Genomic DNA, 17,954 nt, shown 5'->3' on the forward strand with positions numbered 1-17,954 from the left:
GGGGGGGGGGGTTCAGGGGTCGAACTGGATCAGTCCGTCCGCATCGGCCGCCAGCGCTTGCGCATCCGGCCCGAACGAGTCGGCGTATCGAACGACGAGTGTTAGCACCGTCTCGGGTTCGACGACTGCGTAGCCTGACTCGCGGTCGAGCAGTCCCGCGCTCTCTAGCTTGCTGGCGTACTTGCTGACAGTTGGCTCCGAAACGTCGAGAGCGGCGGCGAGGTCGCTGCCAGTTGCGTCGGGGTCGCGAAGCAACTCGATGATCATGCCGCGAGGGGTCTCACGGCGCAGATAGCCCAGCGCGACCTGCTCGAACGTGGAAAAGCGCTCGGCCGGGAAGTATCGCTTGTAGTCGCCGTCCCGGCGCGTCTCGACGCGGCCGGTCTCCAGTAGTTCGCGCAGGTGGTGCTGGGCCTCGCCGGTACCGAGTTGGAGATCGTCACGGATCTTCGAGAAGTGCGCGCCGGGCGTCGTCGAGAGGTAGCCCTCGATAGCGGAGCGGGGTTCGCTACGGGCGTTGTCAGCGTCGCCCTCCGACCCTGCGGCGATGCCCGCGAGCGGGCTGGCTGCTCCGAGCGCTGCGAATCGGCGCAACGTCGCGCGCTTTCCCTCGTCGACTGGACGATCCGACATCTACTGCGGTATAGAGGACTCCGTAATAAAACCGCTTCGGGTCATATGGTACCGATGTCCGGGGGCCAGTTGGCGTGGTACTGGCCCGGAACGCATCTACACAGTCGAAAAAAGTGTCGGCCGGGTCGTCGTTACTACACGTCTTCTTCGAGTTCGACCTCGCCTTCCTCGATTTCTTTGTCCATCTCGGTAACGACTTCGTCCGCGCTCTTGATGTCCGCTCCGGCACTGCCTTCCTTGATCTTCTGGGCCTCTTCCTCCATGGCCTCGATATCTAGCTCGGCTTCCTCGTCGATCTGACCGAGGATCTCCTCGATATCGTTGAGGCCGAGCAGTTCGGCGGTGTCGTCGTCGAAGTCGAGACTCTCCAGCGAGCCATCGGCCTGCTGGACGTCGCTACCCGAGAGATGTTTGCCGTAGCGACCGATCATCGAGGTGAGTTCCTGGGGCATGACGAACGTCGTCGACTCGCCCTTCCCGATCTCTTCGAGGGTCTCCATCCCCTGATCGATGATGGCGCGCTCACCCATCGATTCGGCGGATTTCGCACGAAGCACGGTCGAAATGGAGTCACCCTGCGCTTCCAGGATCTGGCTCTGCTTTTCACCCTGCGCGCGAATGATGTTGGACTGCTTGTCACCTTCGGCCTTCTCGACGGCACTGCGGCGTTCACCCTGCGCCTCTAGGATCATGGCACGGCGACGGCGTTCGGCGCTGGTCTGCTGTTCCATTGCCTGCTGGACGTCCTTGGAGGGGTTGACTTCGCGGACCTCGACGCTCTCGACGCGGATCCCCCACTCGTCGGTAGGTTCGTCGAGTTCGCGACGGATCTTCGCGTTGATCTCCTGGCGTTTGTTCAGCGTGTCGTCGAGTTCCATGTCACCCAGCACGGCACGGAGCGTCGTCTGGGCGAGGTTCGAGACTGCCTTCTTGTAGTTGTCGACCTCGAGGAACGCCTTCTTGGCGTCCATGACCTTGATGTAGACGACGGCGTCGGCCGTCACCGGGGAGTTGTCCCGCGTGATCGCTTCCTGACGTGGAACGTCGAGGGTCTGCGTTCGCATATCGAACGCGTACGTACGCGAAACGAACGGAGGGATGAAGCTGATACCGGGCTGGAGAAGTTTCCGATACTCACCGAACACGGTCAACGCGCGTTTCTCGTACGCGTCGACGATTTCGACCATACTCGCGACGGTGACGATCGCAAGCAATAGGACGAGTCCGACCAACAGCGTTGGACCAACTCCGACCAGGGCTATTGTAACTGCCATATAAATAATTGCGGATGCGCACGTAAAAATCCTTTTCGTTCCTGTCGATGAGCCGTCAGTATCGGGAGTGCTCACTCCGTCGCTTGCTCGGTTTCGGCGTTCTCGGACGGCTCTCCAGTTGCTGGCTGACCGGTTTCATCCGACTGGGCAGTCTCGCCCTCGGTCGCGTCGCTGTCGACGTCGCGGTCACGCGCGAGCGCCCGGTCGATTTCGTCCTCATCGAGGTGCTCGAACGAGTCCACGGTGAGGACGTTGCCGCCGCCGGGGTCGACGACGATCACTTCCGCCCCCTCCTCGATCTCCTGATCCATGCTACGAGCCTGGAAGTAGGGGTTGAAGCCGCCGTCTTCGAGTTTGATCTGGCCGTCGGTCTTCGTCACTCGTTCGGTGACGTAGCCAGTCTGGCCGGTGAGCGAGTCGGAGTTGCTCGTCTGTCCGGCCTCGGTCCCGCCGTAGAGATCGAACTCGCGGTAGACAAACAACGTCGCGGCACCGGTTATCAGCACCATGCCGGCGAGTACGAGCGTCGAGACGGTACCACCCAGTACGCTGCCGACTGCAAGCCCTAACAGTCCGGCGACGAGGAGAGCAACTCCGAGAACGATGAAATTAGCGCCGGGAGCCATCGCTTCCATCATCAGCAGGATGATGCCTGCGATCACCAGGAGCGTTGGGGCGTCGATAGCCTGCAGGACCATACCCTCCCTTGGGTACGTGGCCGATTAACCTTTGTGCAGCCCCGCCAGTCAGGCGAAGACGGTTACGGTCCGCGCGAGAATCAAGAGCGCGAGGACGACACCGAGAACGACGAAAGCGGCGTTCTCCCAGTCGACGGATTCCGGCTCGATCGTCGTCTTGATGACACCGTCCTTGTCGACGTCTTCGACGTCGAATTGCCACTGCTCTGGAGGTGGGTCGTCGACGGTCTGCTCGGGGTACTGGCCTCCATCAGTTGCACTCCCCGTAGTAGGGGTCTCGTCGGACTCGCTGTTGCCCGCCGAGTCGTCGCTAGCGTCGGTCATACCTTCGGTTGTCCCTCCAGCGGCAAAAGACCGCGGCTCTCCGTCCGACTATCGCTCGGAGACGTCCCTGCGTGCGCGGAGGATGTCGCCGCCGTAGACGACACCACGCTCGGCGTCGACCGTCACTCGGTCGAGTCGCTCGACGGCATTGCCCAGCGGCGCGCCGCTGATCATCGGGATGTCGAGTTCGCGTGCGACCATCGCCGGATAGCCGGTCATTCCGGGGCGGGCATCGATGATGCCAGCCAGTTTTTCGGTCTCGCCGGAGAACTCGCCGTCGAAGTTCGGTCCCAGCGAGATGATCGCACCCTCAGGCACCGAGGAGAGATCGCCGTCCTTCGTCTCGACGATCGGTCCCGAGACACGTCCGTCGACGACCACGCGGCCGGATCCGACGGTCTCGGCGGCGACGTGGACCTTGAGCAGGTTCGTCGAACTCACGTCCTCGAACTCGGTCATCATGCCCGAGAGGACGACGACGGTGTCACCGCTCTCGGTAACGCCGGCGTCGATAGCGGACTGGACGGCGTTCTCGATCAGTCTGTCCGAACCCTGCTCGACGAAGCTAGTGGTGACCGGTCTAACACCACCCGAAAGCGCGAGTCGGCGGCGTACCTCCTCGTTGGGCGTCGCGGCGACGGTCGGAACGCCGGGGCGGAACTTCGCGGTCTTGAGCGCGGTGTAGCCGGACTCGCTGGCCGCGATCACGGCGCTCGCGCCGATGTCGCGAGCGAGATAGCGTGCCGAGCGGGCCAGCGCATCTGTCCGCGTGTTGTCCGCGGTGGGGACGCGCTGTTCGCGGAGTTCACGATACTCCGTGCTGCCCTCGATCTCGCGGACGATCCGGTCCATCGCCTCGACGACGCGGGCCGGGTGATCGCCGATCGCAGTCTCGCCGGAGAGCATCACGGCGTCCGTGCCGTCGAGCACGGCGTTTGCCACGTCGGAGGACTCCGCCCGGGTCGGACGGCGGGCGTGGACCATCGAGTCGAGCATCTCCGTCGCGGTGATGACCGGGACGCCAGCCTCGCGACATTTGCGGATGATACGTTTCTGTACGACGGGGACCTGCTCCATCGGACACTCGACGCCGAGGTCGCCACGCGCGACCATGATCCCGTAGGACGCCTCGATGATCTCGTCGAGGTTCTCGACTGCGCCGGCGCGCTCGATCTTGGAGACGATCGGGATGTCCGCGCCGTTCTCTTCGAGGACCTCGTTGACGGCGTAGACGTCGTCGGCATCGCGGACGAAACTCGCCGCGACCAGATCGACCTCTTTCTCAGCGGCGAGCGCGAGGTCGCGGCGGTCTTTCTCCGTGACGACGTCGAGTTCCAGATCGACCCCGGGGACGTTGACACCTTTTCTGGCCGTCAGTTCGCCGCCGCTTTTGACCGCCGCGTAGACGTCGTCGCCGTCGACCTCGGTGACTGTGAGTTCGATCCGGCCGTCGTCGAACAGGACGGTGTCGCCCGCTTCGACGCCGGTAATCGGGATCGAGAGGCCGACCGCTTCGGGGGTCGCGTCGTCGCCCTCGTAGAGTCGGATCTCGGAATCGGTCTCCAGTTCGATCGAGCCCTCGATATCAGCGGTCCGTATCTCGGGGCCCTGCGTGTCGAGCATCGCGGCGACCGGTTCGTCGGTGGCTCTGCCGACGGACTGGATCCGGTCGATCAGTGCCGACCGATCCTCACGGTCGCCGTGGCTGGCGTTGATCCGTGCGACGGACATGCCCGCGTCGACGAGGTTCCGAAGCATGCTCCGGGAGTCCGATGCCGGGCCGATGGTACAGACGATTTTCGCGTTTCTCATACCCCCACCTACACCCGACCAGTCAAAAAACGCAATGATTACGTCCCAGCGTTCGAAACGACCGATTCCATATTGTACGTCGACATTCCGATCAAAAAGGAACATAGCTGTCCACTTTTTGACCGTAGCTTCGAGTCGTATCCGTAGTTTCCGTTCGCACCTCGTTTAATATCGCTCGTTCACTGAGTGAACATGTTCACGTTCGTGTTAGTTAGATAACTGTTCTATCCGTCCCGGTTTGTCGTCGACCCGACTCCCGACTGGTGGGGGTCGAAGCATCCGGCAGATCCACAAGCCAGGCCGGTGGGATCAGGAACCGCGTCGCTGCGGAAGTCGTACTCGCCGGTCACTCTCCGACCGAGTCAGCAAACACTTCCCGCTCCGCGATAATCCGTCGGTATGGACGACGACCCACCCATCCTCTCGTCGCTGCCGGACGCCTCGCTGACCATCGACGCCGTCGACTCGCTCGACGCGAACGATAGCGTGCGAGAAGCCACCGTTGTCATGGTCCGCGGCGCTGGCGGGCCGGACGGCCCGAACGAAGAGCACACCGACGACCTGATCCTCGCGACCGACGAACGCGTCCGCTATCTCTCGCGCGTCCCCGAGGAGGGCTGGTCGGTCGACTACACCCAGGAGTACGAAGAGGGCGAGTACGACGACGCCTTCGAGGAAGTGCTGGCGGTCGCACAGGAGACCGCGGAACTCAAGCGACAGGCTCAGACCGAGTTCGAAATGAAGTAGACTCTCCCGATTCACGCGACCGGAAACGCCGTCAGTCGCCGCCGAGACCGTGCCGATGGAGCAGGCATCCCGTCGCTGGCCTTGACGTCGAGGAGCAGCCATGACCATCTGATCTCCTCGTGGCCCGCGTAGTTCCCGCGAGTAGCGAGCCACGTGCCCCGCAGTACGTGCTCGGACGAGACCGTTTCGCTGGGTGCTCAAAATTCGGTACCAACCCACACGTCTGTCCAAGCGTTCATCTCACAGCACGTTCTCTTGCCTGATGAGGAAGTGGGTCAGCAATCTGTCACCCGCCCTCGCCTGTCCTTCCAGCAAGTCGTCAGCACTACTGATACGAAGCTATCCATGCCCGATAATCGTCACCCAATAGTTGAGCACTAGGTCGTAGCAGTGAGCACTCGTCGACAGGCGGAGCTGGAACCATCTGGAAGCGTTCTTAACCCACTGTTAGGGGCGTATTCGCCGACGAGTCAGTAGCGAGACACGGGAAAGTCGACTGGCTCCGGTAGGCCCTACGTTTTTGAGTTGCTGGACTAGTTTCAAGTAGTTACCAGATAATGAACTGACATGAGTGATCTGAAGATCAAACTCGAAACGCTGTGGATACGGGTCCGAACGATCCTTCAGGTCGTCGTTCTACTCTGCTGTATCGGAGTTGTAGTTTTCGGAGTGTCCCTGATAGCCCTTGGACTGCAGCATGAAGCCGCAGTCGAACTCACGATTTTTGGAATCGAGTTCACCCCGAGCAAAGTCGGTGACACTATGCTAGACGCAGATGACCAGGTGGTTCTCCTTGGGGCGACAGTATCAGTCATTTTCACCGGCATCGTGGCCAGAATGACAAGTGGACTCGGTTCTCAGTCGTTCTGAGCACAATTACTGGTTCGAGGGGCGCTTCTATGTCTACAGATGCTCGACGACTTCGATGGTCCACCTCCCCGAATCCTCATCCCCGATATGCGTATGATGCTCGCCGTCGACCTCGCCCTCGTCCTTGAGCAAGCCGTCGAGTCGGAACCCGTCTTTCGGGGTCGTGCCGACTGACCCGACCGCCTGATATCCGCATTCAGAGGAGGCGACTTCCAGGGCTTCAAATCCCATCTTCGACGACTATCTGCGGCGCTCACGAGTTTGTTCGCGCCGCAAGGTAGTGGACTCGCCGGGACTGAGCAAAACCGAAGGTTTTGCGAAGGTCGGCGAGGAGCGACTGACGGAGCGAAGCGACGGAAGGAGTGGACTCGCCGGGATTTGAACCCGGGGCCTCTTCCTTGCGAAGGAAGCGATCTACCACTGATCTACGAGCCCGCGCACCTGTTTGTAATCGGAGAAGCCTATTTCAGGCTTGCGTTTCCAGTCGCTGGCGGGCGAAGCAGATTGAGCTTTCCGGCGACGAGTCCGAGCAGAAAGCCGAAGAAGTGAGCGGCGAGGGCAACGCCGGGTGCGGCGGTGACGAACGTCACGAGCCCGGCCAGGACGACGAAGAGCAGGAGTGTTACGCGCCCCGATAGCTGGAAGCGGTCGAACAGCCGGCCGCTCAGGCGGTTGCCGGTGACGAGGTAGCCGATCAGCGCGAACACCGCGCCGCTGGCACCGAGCAGGGCGACGTCGACGCCGAACAGCGATGCGAGGCCGATCTGGAAGACGCCCGCGGCAATACCCGTCACCAGGAAAAAGGCGTGAAACCGCAGGCGGGTCGTGTGGCGTTCGAGCAGGAAGCCGACGACTGCCAGCGCGATGGCGTTTGCGAGCAGGTGATCGAGCCCGCTGTGGGCGTAGACGCTGGTGACGAGCGCCCACGGATCGGCCAGAATCGGTGCCCGGAGCGTGAACAGACCCAGGGCCAGGGGCTGGCTGACGAGCGCGACCAACTGCTGGAGGACGAAGACGGCGCCGATCACTACCAGTAGCTCAAGCGTTGGGCTCCGACTATCAGGGGACCCGGCCATACGACAGGTAGGGAATCAAGGAACAAAAGGCTGAGCGAGCGCCAGCCTAAGGGCTACCCAGGGATCATAAATCGAAGAAAGTGCACGCGAGTGCGGCGGTTCCGCTCGATGACGACGGGATACTGTCGTCCGGCTCAGTCAGCGTAGTCCCGAAAGACATCGTCGATGTCGTTCGACCATCGTGGAATCGAGGATTCCGCTCAGTCCTCGAGAACGATCTCGATGCTGACGTCGTTGGGGACCTGAATCCGCATGAGCTGACGGAGTGCGCGCTCGTCGGCGTCCAGATCGATCAGGCGCTTGTGGACGCGCATCTCCCAGTGTTCCCACGTCGCGGTCCCTTCGCCGTCAGGGGACTTGCGGGTGGGGATTTCCAGCGTCTTGGTCGGCAGCGGGATCGGGCCCGACAGCGCGACGCCGGTCTTGTCTGCGATTTCGCGAACGTCCGCGGTGATATCGTCGAGATCCTCGGGGTTTGTTCCCGCGAGGCGGACACGTGCTTGCTGCATTTATTTCTCGTTGACGCTCAGGACCTTCCCAGCGGCGATAGTCTGACCCATGTCTCGGATCGCGAAGGAACCGAGTTCCGGGATCTCGCTGCTGGGCTCGATCGAGAGCGGTTTTTGCGGTCGGATGGTGACGACCGCGGCGTCGCCGGACTGGATGAAGTCCGGGTTCTCCTCGGCGACTTCGCCCGAGGACGGGTCCATCTTCTTGTCGATGGACTCGATCGTACACGCGACCTGTGCGGTGTGAGCGTGGAAGACCGGGGTGTAACCCGCGGTGATCACGCTGGGGTGCTGCATGACGACGACCTGAGCCTGGAACGTCTCGGCGACGCTTGGCGGGTCGTCGGCGGGGCCACAGACGTCACCACGGCGGATGTCGTCCTTACCGATACCGCGGACGTTGAATCCGACGTTGTCACCGGGCTCTGCTTTGGGCACCTCTTCGTGGTGCATCTCGATCGTCTTCACTTCGCCGCCCACGTCGCTGGGCTGGAAGGAGACGTTGTCGCCGGTGTTCATGATACCGGTCTCGATTCGTCCGACAGGGACGGTACCGATACCGGAGATGGTGTAAACGTCCTGGATGGGGAGTCGGAGCGGGGCGTCCGTCGGCGGCTCCGGCGCGGGGAGGTGGTTGAGGGCTTCCAGCAGGATGTCGCCGTCGTACCAGTCCGTGTTCTCCGACTCGTTGGCGATGTTGTCGCCCTCGAAGGCGGAGATGGGGATGAACTCGGCGTTGTCGGTGCTGAACTGGACCTGGTTGAGCAGGTCAGTAACCTCGGAGACGACCTCCTTGTACGTCGACTCCTTGTAGTCGACGAGGTCCATCTTGTTGATGCCGACGATGAGCTCGTCGATGCCCAGCGTACGGGCGAGGAAGACGTGCTCCTGTGTCTGGGGTGCGACGCCGTCGTCTGCCGCGACGACGAGGACCGCGTTGTCGGCCTGGCTCGCGCCAGTAATCATGTTCTTCACGAAGTCGCGGTGGCCAGGACAGTCGACGATGGTGAACTCGTACTCGTCGGTCGAGAACTCCTGGTGGGCGATGTCGATGGTGACACCGCGCTCTCGCTCTTCGGCGAGGTTGTCCATGACGTAGGCGAACTCGAAGCCACCCTTGCCTTTCTCCTCGGCTTCTTCTTTGTGCTGTTCGATGACGTGCTCTGGTACGCTCCCCGTCTCGTAGAGGAGGCGTCCCACGAGCGTGCTCTTCCCGTGGTCAACGTGGCCGATAATGGCCAGGTTCTGATGTTGGTCGCTCATTGTTGTATCTCACGCGCAGAGGCGCTATATCGGATTCTTTCGCCTGTGGCAGTTAAAACGATTTCGATACAGTGTGTTGCGCATCCCGAAGCCGTCATGCGGTTTGTGTGACGTTGACACGGCCCTGTCAGGAAAAGTCACCGACGAGCCGTGAAATCGCACTCGGGAAACGCGGTTACAGCGGCGGGAGACGACCGACGTCAGCGAGCACTGCCGTGGCCGTCTCGGGTCCTCCGGCACCGCGCCCGCTGATGTTCAGTTCGCCGGCGTTCTCCGTCTCGAACTGCACGATGTTTCTGGTGCCCGTCACCGCGAGCACGCCGTTCTGCGGGACGAGTTTGGGTGCGACGTGCACCCCGTCGGGCGTCGCCTCGCCGATCAGTCGGACTGTCCGGTTGTCCTCGGCCGCGAGATCGAGCGCGTTCCCGGGGACGTTCTGGATGCCTTCGACCGTAGCATCGTCGAGGGTGTACTCGCGCTCGCCCTGCGAGAGGACGTTCGAGAGGATCACGAACTTCAGCGCGGCGTCCGTGCCGTCGACATCGAAGGACGGATCTGCTTCCGCGACGCCGAGGTCCTGGGCCTCGGCAAGGACGTGCTCGTAATCGAGTCCGTCAGCCGCCATCCGCGAGAGGATGAAGTTCGCCGTCCCGTTGAGCACGCCACGTGCCGCCGTGATCTGGCCCGGACCGAAGTCGTCGATCGTCGACAGGATCGGGATCGCGCCGCCGACAGCAGCCTCGAACAACACGTCGCCCGCGCTGTCCTCGGCCAGGGTCATCAGTTCGCCGTATCGCTCGGCGACCGGCCCCTTGTTCGCCAGCACGACGTGACGGTCACGGGAGAGCGCCGTCTCGACGTGGCCAAAGCCTGGCTGAGCGTCGCCGAGCGTCGTCGGCGTCGCTTCGACGAGCACGTCGTAGTCGGCTGCGAGCACGTCGTCGGGCGATCCGTCGCCGACAGTTCCCTCCCTTTCCTTCCGGTCGAGCACTGCGTCGGCGTCGATCCCACCCCTGTCGACAACGCCACTGCTTGAGTCGGCGATAGCGACGACCTCGTGGCCGTACTGGCCGGCGAGTTCGGCGACAGAGCGACCGACGGCACCGGCACCGAGGACGGCGAGTTTCATGCTGACCCCCCTGCTAGCTGTGGCTCGATGACGTGGATATCCTTCTCCTCGGCGATATCGCGGACGGTCTCTAGGACCTCTTCGGCCCGGTCGGCTTCGGTCGCAAGCCGGAGACGTGCACTGGAAACGCCCTCGGTTCCTTCGGGTGCTGAGAGCGAAACGTCGACGACCTCCGCTCGCGAGGTAGTCTGAAACTGTGTGAGGCTGTCGGAGAGGTCCGTGTCGATCAGGTGGCCGACGAGAATCACGGTGAGTTCCTCGCTGTATCGCTCTGCGCCGGCCTGGATGACGTTGATGCCGGCGTCACGAAGCGACTGGACGATGTTCTCGAACCGATCCGGCGGGCACTCGATGTCGACCTCGACGGGAATGTGACCCCGCGGCGTCACGTTGCCCCGCTCGTGGAAGATAGAGAGCAGATTTGCGCCGTGTTCCGAGATGGGTTGCAGCGCGTTCAGTAGCTCGCCCGGTTCGTCGACGAGTTCGAGGCGGACGGTGTACGCCTGAACATGCTGGCCGCCGTCCGTCTCGGCCTCCTCGTCGGCGTCGTCAGTCATCGTGGAACACCCCGACTGCGGATTCTTCGGCGAATACGATCATATCCATCCCTGACGGGGAGGAGGTATAAGAGTTCAGCCATTCTCGACTGTGCCCGAGTAACACGGAGTCGGCGACTTTTTGCTCGCGGCGGGTAAAAGCAGACCATGTCCGTCTACCGTCGGCTGTTGGACGCACTGATCGCGGTCGTGCTCTCGGCAGCTACCATCGCACTCACCGCATCGGTCACACCGGAACTCGCCCAGCCGCTTGGGATGCTGGTCGCCTGTGTCTTTTACTTCTCGCGACATCCCTGGGGATCAGAGGAAGGCGAGCGGATAAACGAGCGTATCGACGAGTTTTACGACCGCCATCTCCCGGTGTAGTCACGGTCGAACGCAGTTGCTATCACGTATCGAAAACGGAGAAAGAAGACGGCGTCGCTATATGTAGTCGACCGATTGAGGCAGTTCGAGCTTCATTCCCTTGCGCTCTCGGATCTCCATGATCTGATCGCGCTGGAGGTTGTCGGCCATGACCTGGAAGCCTGCGTTCTCGGTGTTCCAGGAGGCACGACCCTCGGTCGCGGAGCGGATGTCGCTCGCAAAGCCGATCATCTCTTCGACCGGTGCGATCCCTTCGACGACCATCAGATCGCCTTCCTGATACATGTCGTCGACGCGGCCACGTCGGCCCTGAATCTCGCCGGACGCCGAGCCCATGTAGTCGTTCGGAACGTCGATCCGAACGTCCTGAATGGGTTCGAGCAGTTTGATGTCGGCGTCGATCAGCGCGCTGTGGGCCGCGTTCCGGACCGCAGGGATGACCTGTGCCGGACCGCGGTGGATGGTGTCCTCGTGGAGACGCGCGTCGTGAAGCCGGATGAGCGACCCCTGGACCGGCTCTGCGGCCAGCGGGCCGTCGTTGAGGGCGTCTTCGAGTCCCTCGATGAACAGCTCCATCGTCTCGTTGAGGTGCTGGATACCTTTCGTGTCGTCGATCAGGACGTTGGTCCCGTGGATGTGCTCGACGTTCTGGCTGGTATCCTTGTCCATACCGGCTTCTTGCAGGGATTCACGCCGTTCCTGCTCGGGCATGTCCATGCTCGCTTCGCCTTTCTTGATCACGTCGACGATGTCCTTGTCGAGCGGGTGAACGGAGATGTAAAAGCGGTTGTGTCGGTTCGGGGAGATCCCCTCGACTTCGCGGCTCTCGCTCTGTGGCATCTCACGGAAGACGACGATCGGTTCGCCGGTGTTGATCGGGATTCCCTGGTTACGCTCGATACGCTGACCGATGACTTCCAGGTGAAGTTCGCCCTGCCCGGAGATCAGGTGTTCGCCCGTCTCCTCGTTGATCTCGATCTGAATCGTCGGGTCCTCTTTGGAGACTTGTCGAAGCGTCTCGATGAGCTTCGGCAGGTCGTCCATGTTCTTCGCCTCGACGGACTTTGTGATGACGGGCTCGGAGATGTGCTCGATCGACTCGAACGGCGTCATCTCGACGGAGGAGACGGTCGAACCGGCGATAGCGTCGGCCAGACCGGTGACCGCCGCGATGTTCCCTGCGGGAACGCGGTCCACTTCCTCCCGTTCGCCACCCATGTAGATACCGACGCTCTGGACGCGGTTCGTCCCGGCCGTCCCGGAGACGTAGAGGTCCTGGCCCTTCTCCAGCGTTCCGGAGAAGACGCGGCCCGCAGCAATCTCGCCAGCGTGCGGGTCGACACCGATGTCGGTGACCATCAGCACGACTTCGCCGTCCTCGTCGACGAGACGCATCGTGTCGGCGAGTTCGGAATCCGGATCGCCACGCCAGACCCGCGGAATACGTCGGGGCTGGGCGTCGACGGGGTTCGGGAAGTGCTCACAGACCATGTCGAGCACGACGTCCGACAGCGGCGTGCGCTCGTGGAGTTCCTGGCGCTTGTCGGCCTGTTCGAGGTCGATGATGTCGCCGAAGGACATCCCGGTGCGCTGCATCGACGGCATGGAGACGCCCCACTTGTACAGTGCAGAGCCGAAGCCGACGGTACCCTCCTCGACGGAGACCGTCCAGTCGTCGATGTCGTCCATCTCCTCGGTCATACCACGGATCAGTTCGTTGACGTCGTGGATGACCGCCGTGAGACGCTGTTGCATCTCCTGGGGACCTTCCTGCAGTTCGGAGATGAGTCGGTCGACCTTGTTGATGAACAGCGTCGGTTTGACGCCCTCGCGGAGCGCCTGTCGGAGCACCGTCTCGGTCTGGGGCATCGCCCCTTCGACGGCGTCAACGACGACGAGTGCACCGTCGACGGCGCGCATCGCTCGGGTCACGTCGCCACCGAAGTCGACGTGGCCCGGCGTGTCGATGAGGTTGATCAGGTGGTTGGTGTCTTCGTACTCGTGGGTCATCGAAACGTTTGCCGCGTCGATGGTGATCCCACGTTCCTGCTCGTCCTCTTCGGTATCCATCGCAAGCTGTTCGCCCGCGGTGTCCTCAGAAATCATGCCGGCACCGGCCAGCAGGTTGTCGGTCAGTGTTGTCTTGCCGTGGTCGACGTGTGCGGCGATGGCGATGTTCCGGATGTTCTCCGGTTCGTCCATCAGTCGCTCGCACTCCTCGACGATCTTCTTTCGTCTACCCATTACCGTCTCATTATCGTTAGCGGGGTGAAAAGGGTGCTGTTTCGTCAGCGCGAACTGTGTGAAGCGCTGACGAGGCTCGTAACGAGCAAATCGAAGTCACGGTGTTTCGTTACTGCCGACCGTGTGGTGCAGTAACGAGGGACGTCGTGGAGCGTAGCGAAACGACGGTGTTTCGTGACGGTAAACGCGTGAGGCCGGCACGAAGCTCGGCACGACCGTAGGGAAGTGCCGGTGTTTTGTCAGTGTGAGGTGTATAAAGCGCTGACGAGGCCAGAAACGAGTGAAGCGAAGTTATTACGCCGCGTCCGAGTCCATCGCGCAGGTATCGACGCCGATTAGCGAGTACAGCCCACAGGTTCCCGTCGCCGCAGTTACGAGCATCACGATGGCGACGACGCCCAGTACCGGGGCCAGGATCTCGGGGAGGGACAGCGCACCCGCGAGAATTGCGATCGATCCGGTTCCGGCGAGTGCTCCGGCGACTGTTCTGACTTGCTGATCCGTCGTGCCGACGTTTTTGCTCATACCCATCGTATGAACCCTGCATGTATAGTTCTTTGTATTGTAAATATCTTACAATATAACTGTATTAAGATAGCTTTTAAACTCGACAAACCATGAAAGTAGAAAACAGCGAGCGAGCAATATAGTTTTCAATTCACAATTGCACCGCACGTTCCGATCCCTATTGCCCGTTGCGCAAATCACCCGAAAGGCTGCACGTCGAGAAGCCCTCCTGAGTCCCCGGACCAGATATCTAAGGAGACCAGTACATCTAAGGATTACTCGGCCGTGCGCTCTGTATGAACGGAGATCAGCCGCATCCGTGGGTCGGCCTCGTGCTCGGCTCGGTGTTAGCCGGCGTGACCACGGTGATTGCGGGACTCGTGCTCGATGGTCCACGGTCGCTTGCCGTCGGTCTCGGTCTCGCGACGCCGATTCTCTTGTTTTATGGATCCGGGTCGGGCGATACCTTCGACCGGGAGGGGTATCTCGGAGACCACTCGACGGACGAGATGCTGAGCGATATGATCGTCATCGCCCTCCTGGCGACGGGTACCGGCCTCGTTGGCGTTACGGCCGTGATGGCGGTGACCGGCAGTCAGATCGTCGTGTACGGCACGGCCGCCGGAGCGACGTTTCTGGGCGGCTATACCGCGCTGTACGCCCGCCAGCCGGAGTATCTCGGTGCCGTCGAGAGCTAGAAGCCACGCCACCGGTAGTCATTAAGTCGCCAGTGTCCGATGGATTGGCTATGCGCGTCGCCGTTCTCGCCCACGGGAAGTTCCCAGAGCGGGCAAAGACCGCGGTAGGAGTCCTCAGATACGCCGACTACGACGTTGCCGCCGTTATCGACCGCGAGCGAGCAGGAACGCGAGTGAACGAGCACGTCCCCGACGTCCAGGACGCGCCAGTCGTCGCTGGCTTCGGGGAAGTTGCGGAACCGGTCGACGCGCTGATCATCGGAATCGCGCCGATCGGCGGCGGTTTCGACGATAGCTGGCGACCCGACGTGGTGGCCGCGCTCACGCGTGGCTGTGACGTGATCGCCGGACTGCACTACTTCCTCGCAGACGACGAGCAGTTCGCCGACCTCGCCGCCGAAAACGGCTGTGAGCTACGTGACGTCCGCCGGCCGCCCGAGGATCTCACGGTCAGCAAAGGCATTGCAGGGGATGTCGACGCCGAGGTGATCCTCACCGTCGGCACCGACTGCTCGGTCGGAAAGATGACGACGACGATGGAACTGGCCCGGAACGCCCGGGCCGCCGGCCACGACGCCGCCATCGTCCCGACAGGCCAGACCGGTATCATGATCGAAGGCTGGGGGACGCCGGTCGACCGCGTCGTGAGCGATTTCACCGCGGGGGCGGTCGAGCAGATGATACTCGAACGGGGAGACGAGCACGAGTACCTCTTCGTCGAGGGGCAGGGAAGCATCGTCCACCCGGCCTACTCCGCGGTGACCTGTGGGATCCTCCACGGCGCGTTGCCCGACGCGCTGGTCCTCTGTCACGACGCGGGCCGGGAGCGAATCCACGGCTACGAGTCGTTTTCGCTCCCACCGGTAGACCAGTACGTCGACCTCTACGAGGGCCTCGCCGGGCCGGTCAGTTCGGCGTCGGTCGTCGCCGGCGCGCTCAACACGGACGGACTCGACGACGGGGAAGCCGAGCAAGCCGTCGTCGACTACGGGGACGCGCTCGACGCGCCGGCGACCGACGTGCTCCGGTACGGCACCGACGACCTGCTGGAGGTGGTGGTATGACGCTCGATGCCGCCGTCGAGCACGTCGAACTGCCGTTCGAGTTCCCCTTTACCATCGCGCGAGGGACGACGACACACGCCGAAACCGTACTCGTGCGGATCGAAGACGAGGCGGGCCGGACCGGAATCGGCGGCGCGGCACCCTCGGCCCACTACGGCGAGACCGTCGAGACCGTCGAAGCCGTCCTGCCGGCCCTGCTAGACGTCGTCGAGACCGTCGGGGATCCACACCAACTCGCCAGGATCGAGCGCCGGATGTACGAGACGGTCCGGGGGAACCCCAGCGCCCGGGCGGCGGTGAGTATCGCGCTACACGACCTCGTCGCGAAGCGTCTCGATCTGCCGCTGTACCGCTACTGGGGACTCGACCCGACGGAGAGCATCCGGACGTCCTACTCGATCGGCATCGACGACGCCGAGACGATCCGGGAGAAAGTCGCAACGGCGACCGAGCGGGGCTACGAGGTCCTGAAGGTCAAACTCGGCACCGACCGGGACGAGGCGATCGTGCGGACGATCCGCGAGACGGCCCCGGACGCGACGATCCGGGTCGACGCCAACGAGGCCTGGTCGCCCACGGAAGCGATCCAGACCATCGATCGGATCGCCCCCTACGGGATCGAGTTCGTCGAACAGCCAGTTCCCGCCGAGGACCCCGAGGGGCTTCGCTACGTCTACGAGCACTCGCAGCTACCGGTGGCGGTCGACGAGTCCGTCGAGCGGGCCACGGACATCCCACGGATCGCGGACCGGTGTGACGTCGCCGTCCTCAAACTGATGAAGTGTGGCGGTCTCCGGGAGGCCCGACGGATCGTCGAGACTGCTCACGCTCACGGACTGGAGGTGATGTGTGGTTGCATGTACGAGTCGAACGCGTCGATTGCCGCCGCTGCGCATCTCGCACCACTGCTCGACTACGCGGATCTCGACGGCTCCCTGCTGCTCGACGAGGATCCCTACGATGGCGTCCCGATGCCCGGCGGACGGATCGATCTCGAAGCGATCGGACGAGCCGGAACTGGAGCACGCCGAACCTGACCATATAAAACGCCACAGAACGAACCCAGCGGAACAACCGACTTCGATCCTAAGCGACGCGTATGGGAACGGGAACGTGGCAACTGACCGAGACCCGAACGAAACGTATCGAAAACTGGGCGATTCACGCGTCGCGAGGGGCCTTGCTCGCGCTATTGGTCGTCTTCGTCGGCGCGGGTCTCACCGGGACGATGCCCTCGCTCGAACTCCAGATGGTCATCTATCTCGTGGGGATGGTCGGGCTGAACCTCCCCCACGGCGGCTACGAGCACTTCGAGAACCTCCGGCGGCGAGGGCTCCCGATGGGCGCGAAGTACGTCGCGATGTACGTAACGTTCGTGGCCGGGTTCATCGCGCTGTTCTTCGTCGCGCCGTTGCTCGCGCTCTCGCTGGCCTTCGCAACGGCAGTGGCTAAAGGCGGCCACGGCGACCTCCGGGTGATGGACGCGCTGGTCGGGAGCGACCACCTCGAAAGCGAGCCACAGCGTGCCCTCGCCGCGTTCGTCCGCGGAGGCGCGGTGATGATCGTCCCCCTACTCTTCTGGCCGGAGACGTTCTACGGCTTTGCCTCCTACATGGTCTCGATGTTCGACGCCGGTGCAGTCGGGGCGTTACACGGCCGGATGGAACTGATGACTCCCCTGCTGGGCGGCGTCTACGGCCTCGCGCTACTCGCCCATCTCGTCTGGGGCTACGTCGCTAGTGGCGGATCGACGGAGTGGCTCGCCGACGTCGGCGAGACGTCGTTGCTCGTGGGCTACTTCGCCGCCGTCCCCGTGGTTATCTCGATCGGACTGTACTTTCCGCTCTGGTACTCCATGCGACAGTCGGGCCGCACGTTCGTCGCTAACCGCAAGGAGCCGGACGACGGACAGGGCCTCCCCGTCCCGGTCGTCTGGGGCGTCCTGATCGTCGGCGCGCTAGCGACCGGACTCGTCGCGGCGACGCTCTGGTTCGTCGCGCCCAACCCGCTCGGGACGCAGGGACTGCTGCCGGGGCTGGTCGCGTTCTACACGATCTTCGTCTGTATCGTCGCCCTCCCGCACGTCGTCGTCGGCGAGTGGCTCGACTTCAAGCGGGGCATCTGGTACGTTCCTTAAAAAGCCCGACATCGGACGGGCCACCCATTCAACAGTCCAGTCCTAA

20 protein-coding genes and 1 tRNA gene are annotated in these 17,954 nt (G+C 62.7%); 7 read left to right on the forward strand and 14 right to left on the reverse strand.

The features are described 5' to 3' along the window. Positions 1 to 12: 12 nt before the first annotated feature. The 5 genes from ACFQL3_RS13575 to pyk form a co-directional block, all read right to left on the reverse strand. The gene (locus ACFQL3_RS13575) at positions 13 to 633 is read right to left on the reverse strand and encodes a winged helix-turn-helix transcriptional regulator (RefSeq protein ID WP_377055173.1); all 621 of its coding nucleotides are present in this window, start codon (positions 631 to 633) and stop codon (positions 13 to 15) included. 134 nt (positions 634 to 767) lie between these two features. Then, the gene (locus tag ACFQL3_RS13580; RefSeq protein WP_377055175.1) at positions 768 to 1,907 is read right to left on the reverse strand and encodes an SPFH domain-containing protein; all 1,140 of its coding nucleotides are present in this window, start codon (positions 1,905 to 1,907) and stop codon (positions 768 to 770) included. A gap of 71 nt (positions 1,908 to 1,978) precedes the next feature. Further along, a complete protein-coding gene (locus ACFQL3_RS13585) occupies positions 1,979 to 2,605 on the reverse strand; it encodes an NfeD family protein (RefSeq protein WP_377055177.1) in 627 nt (208 codons plus the stop codon). Between the two features lie 48 nt (positions 2,606 to 2,653). After that, positions 2,654 to 2,929: a DUF7312 domain-containing protein gene (locus ACFQL3_RS13590; protein ID WP_377055179.1), complete on the reverse strand. Its 276-nt coding sequence runs from the start codon at positions 2,927 to 2,929 to the stop codon at positions 2,654 to 2,656. Positions 2,930 to 2,977: 48 nt separating this feature from the next. Next, entirely contained in the window at positions 2,978 to 4,741 is a 1,764-nt protein-coding gene (gene pyk, locus ACFQL3_RS13595) for a pyruvate kinase (protein WP_377055181.1), read from the reverse strand. A 399-nt stretch (positions 4,742 to 5,140) separates the two neighbouring features. On the opposite strand from pyk, the gene ACFQL3_RS13600 reads away from it, so the two are divergent. Beyond that, positions 5,141 to 5,488: a hypothetical protein gene (locus tag ACFQL3_RS13600; protein WP_377055183.1), complete on the forward strand. Its 348-nt coding sequence runs from the start codon at positions 5,141 to 5,143 to the stop codon at positions 5,486 to 5,488. A 567-nt stretch (positions 5,489 to 6,055) separates the two neighbouring features. Beyond that, complete coding sequence (locus ACFQL3_RS13605) at positions 6,056 to 6,358, forward strand: hypothetical protein (protein ID WP_377055185.1); 303 nt, start codon at positions 6,056 to 6,058, stop codon at positions 6,356 to 6,358. Between the two features lie 33 nt (positions 6,359 to 6,391). Here the strand turns inward: ACFQL3_RS13605 and ACFQL3_RS13610 are convergent, their stop codons facing one another. The 7 genes from ACFQL3_RS13610 to ACFQL3_RS13640 all read right to left on the reverse strand — a co-directional run bounded on the left by ACFQL3_RS13610 (position 6,392) and on the right by ACFQL3_RS13640 (position 10,892). After that, the gene (locus tag ACFQL3_RS13610) at positions 6,392 to 6,589 is read right to left on the reverse strand and encodes a hypothetical protein (protein WP_377055187.1); all 198 of its coding nucleotides are present in this window, start codon (positions 6,587 to 6,589) and stop codon (positions 6,392 to 6,394) included. Between the two features lie 132 nt (positions 6,590 to 6,721). After that, a tRNA-Ala gene (locus ACFQL3_RS13615) sits at positions 6,722 to 6,793 on the reverse strand. 26 nt (positions 6,794 to 6,819) lie between these two features. Further along, positions 6,820 to 7,434 (reverse strand): rhomboid family intramembrane serine protease, encoded by a 615-nt coding sequence (locus tag ACFQL3_RS13620; protein WP_377055189.1) that lies wholly within the window; start codon positions 7,432 to 7,434, stop codon positions 6,820 to 6,822. 200 nt (positions 7,435 to 7,634) lie between these two features. Beyond that, the gene (gene rpsJ / locus ACFQL3_RS13625; protein WP_238478021.1) at positions 7,635 to 7,943 is read right to left on the reverse strand and encodes a 30S ribosomal protein S10; all 309 of its coding nucleotides are present in this window, start codon (positions 7,941 to 7,943) and stop codon (positions 7,635 to 7,637) included. Continuing rightward, positions 7,944 to 9,206, reverse strand: a complete 1,263-nt coding sequence (gene tuf, locus ACFQL3_RS13630; RefSeq protein WP_377055192.1) for a translation elongation factor EF-1 subunit alpha — start codon at positions 9,204 to 9,206, stop codon at positions 7,944 to 7,946. A gap of 175 nt (positions 9,207 to 9,381) precedes the next feature. Further along, entirely contained in the window at positions 9,382 to 10,335 is a 954-nt protein-coding gene (locus ACFQL3_RS13635; protein WP_377055194.1) for a homoserine dehydrogenase, read from the reverse strand. Next, positions 10,332 to 10,892: an amino acid-binding protein gene (locus ACFQL3_RS13640; RefSeq protein ID WP_377055196.1), complete on the reverse strand. Its 561-nt coding sequence runs from the start codon at positions 10,890 to 10,892 to the stop codon at positions 10,332 to 10,334. The genes ACFQL3_RS13635 and ACFQL3_RS13640 overlap by 4 nt, the downstream gene beginning before the upstream one ends. A 147-nt stretch (positions 10,893 to 11,039) precedes the next feature. Between ACFQL3_RS13640 and ACFQL3_RS13645 the strand changes: the two genes are divergently transcribed. After that, positions 11,040 to 11,258, forward strand: coding sequence for a hypothetical protein (locus tag ACFQL3_RS13645; protein WP_377055198.1), 219 nt, complete (start codon positions 11,040 to 11,042; stop codon positions 11,256 to 11,258). Between the two features lie 57 nt (positions 11,259 to 11,315). Here the strand turns inward: ACFQL3_RS13645 and ACFQL3_RS13650 are convergent, their stop codons facing one another. Both ACFQL3_RS13650 and ACFQL3_RS13655 read right to left on the reverse strand, forming a co-directional pair. Next, positions 11,316 to 13,502 (reverse strand): elongation factor EF-2, encoded by a 2,187-nt coding sequence (locus ACFQL3_RS13650; protein WP_377055200.1) that lies wholly within the window; start codon positions 13,500 to 13,502, stop codon positions 11,316 to 11,318. A 294-nt stretch (positions 13,503 to 13,796) separates the two neighbouring features. Continuing rightward, on the reverse strand, positions 13,797 to 14,027 hold the full coding sequence (locus ACFQL3_RS13655; protein ID WP_377055202.1) for a YgaP family membrane protein: 231 nt from the start codon (positions 14,025 to 14,027) through the stop codon (positions 13,797 to 13,799). A gap of 278 nt (positions 14,028 to 14,305) precedes the next feature. Between ACFQL3_RS13655 and ACFQL3_RS13660 the strand changes: the two genes are divergently transcribed. The 4 genes from ACFQL3_RS13660 to ACFQL3_RS13675 all read left to right on the forward strand — a co-directional run bounded on the left by ACFQL3_RS13660 (position 14,306) and on the right by ACFQL3_RS13675 (position 17,908). Further along, positions 14,306 to 14,707, forward strand: a complete 402-nt coding sequence (locus ACFQL3_RS13660; protein ID WP_377055204.1) for a hypothetical protein — start codon at positions 14,306 to 14,308, stop codon at positions 14,705 to 14,707. Between the two features lie 50 nt (positions 14,708 to 14,757). Further along, positions 14,758 to 15,771: a DUF1611 domain-containing protein gene (locus ACFQL3_RS13665; RefSeq protein WP_377055206.1), complete on the forward strand. Its 1,014-nt coding sequence runs from the start codon at positions 14,758 to 14,760 to the stop codon at positions 15,769 to 15,771. Beyond that, positions 15,768 to 16,808, forward strand: coding sequence for a dipeptide epimerase (locus tag ACFQL3_RS13670; RefSeq protein WP_377055208.1), 1,041 nt, complete (start codon positions 15,768 to 15,770; stop codon positions 16,806 to 16,808). Before ACFQL3_RS13665 ends, ACFQL3_RS13670 begins: the two co-directional genes overlap by 4 nt. Before the next feature lie 62 nt (positions 16,809 to 16,870). Then, a complete protein-coding gene (locus ACFQL3_RS13675; protein WP_377055210.1) occupies positions 16,871 to 17,908 on the forward strand; it encodes a Brp/Blh family beta-carotene 15,15'-dioxygenase in 1,038 nt (345 codons plus the stop codon). Positions 17,909 to 17,954 lie beyond the last annotated feature (46 nt).

The organism is Natronoarchaeum sp. GCM10025321 (assembly GCF_042663585.1).
In the GTDB taxonomy this organism is placed as follows: domain Archaea; phylum Halobacteriota; class Halobacteria; order Halobacteriales; family Natronoarchaeaceae; genus Natranaeroarchaeum.

Coding starts and splice junctions, on each gene's coding strand:
- ACFQL3_RS13575 (WP_377055173.1), bottom strand. CDS start 633: ATGTCGGATCGTCCAGTCGACGAGGGAAAGCGCGCGACGTTGCGCCGA.
- ACFQL3_RS13580 (WP_377055175.1), bottom strand. CDS start 1,907: ATGGCAGTTACAATAGCCCTGGTCGGAGTTGGTCCAACGCTGTTGGTC.
- ACFQL3_RS13585 (WP_377055177.1), bottom strand. CDS start 2,605: ATGGTCCTGCAGGCTATCGACGCCCCAACGCTCCTGGTGATCGCAGGC.
- ACFQL3_RS13590 (WP_377055179.1), bottom strand. CDS start 2,929: ATGACCGACGCTAGCGACGACTCGGCGGGCAACAGCGAGTCCGACGAG.
- pyk (WP_377055181.1), bottom strand. CDS start 4,741: ATGAGAAACGCGAAAATCGTCTGTACCATCGGCCCGGCATCGGACTCC.
- ACFQL3_RS13600 (WP_377055183.1), top strand. CDS start 5,141: ATGGACGACGACCCACCCATCCTCTCGTCGCTGCCGGACGCCTCGCTG.
- ACFQL3_RS13605 (WP_377055185.1), top strand. CDS start 6,056: ATGAGTGATCTGAAGATCAAACTCGAAACGCTGTGGATACGGGTCCGA.
- ACFQL3_RS13610 (WP_377055187.1), bottom strand. CDS start 6,589: ATGGGATTTGAAGCCCTGGAAGTCGCCTCCTCTGAATGCGGATATCAG.
- ACFQL3_RS13620 (WP_377055189.1), bottom strand. CDS start 7,434: ATGGCCGGGTCCCCTGATAGTCGGAGCCCAACGCTTGAGCTACTGGTA.
- rpsJ (WP_238478021.1), bottom strand. CDS start 7,943: ATGCAGCAAGCACGTGTCCGCCTCGCGGGAACAAACCCCGAGGATCTC.
- tuf (WP_377055192.1), bottom strand. CDS start 9,206: ATGAGCGACCAACATCAGAACCTGGCCATTATCGGCCACGTTGACCAC.
- ACFQL3_RS13635 (WP_377055194.1), bottom strand. CDS start 10,335: ATGAAACTCGCCGTCCTCGGTGCCGGTGCCGTCGGTCGCTCTGTCGCC.
- ACFQL3_RS13640 (WP_377055196.1), bottom strand. CDS start 10,892: ATGACTGACGACGCCGACGAGGAGGCCGAGACGGACGGCGGCCAGCAT.
- ACFQL3_RS13645 (WP_377055198.1), top strand. CDS start 11,040: ATGTCCGTCTACCGTCGGCTGTTGGACGCACTGATCGCGGTCGTGCTC.
- ACFQL3_RS13650 (WP_377055200.1), bottom strand. CDS start 13,502: ATGGGTAGACGAAAGAAGATCGTCGAGGAGTGCGAGCGACTGATGGAC.
- ACFQL3_RS13655 (WP_377055202.1), bottom strand. CDS start 14,027: ATGAGCAAAAACGTCGGCACGACGGATCAGCAAGTCAGAACAGTCGCC.
- ACFQL3_RS13660 (WP_377055204.1), top strand. CDS start 14,306: ATGAACGGAGATCAGCCGCATCCGTGGGTCGGCCTCGTGCTCGGCTCG.
- ACFQL3_RS13665 (WP_377055206.1), top strand. CDS start 14,758: ATGCGCGTCGCCGTTCTCGCCCACGGGAAGTTCCCAGAGCGGGCAAAG.
- ACFQL3_RS13670 (WP_377055208.1), top strand. CDS start 15,768: ATGACGCTCGATGCCGCCGTCGAGCACGTCGAACTGCCGTTCGAGTTC.
- ACFQL3_RS13675 (WP_377055210.1), top strand. CDS start 16,871: ATGGGAACGGGAACGTGGCAACTGACCGAGACCCGAACGAAACGTATC.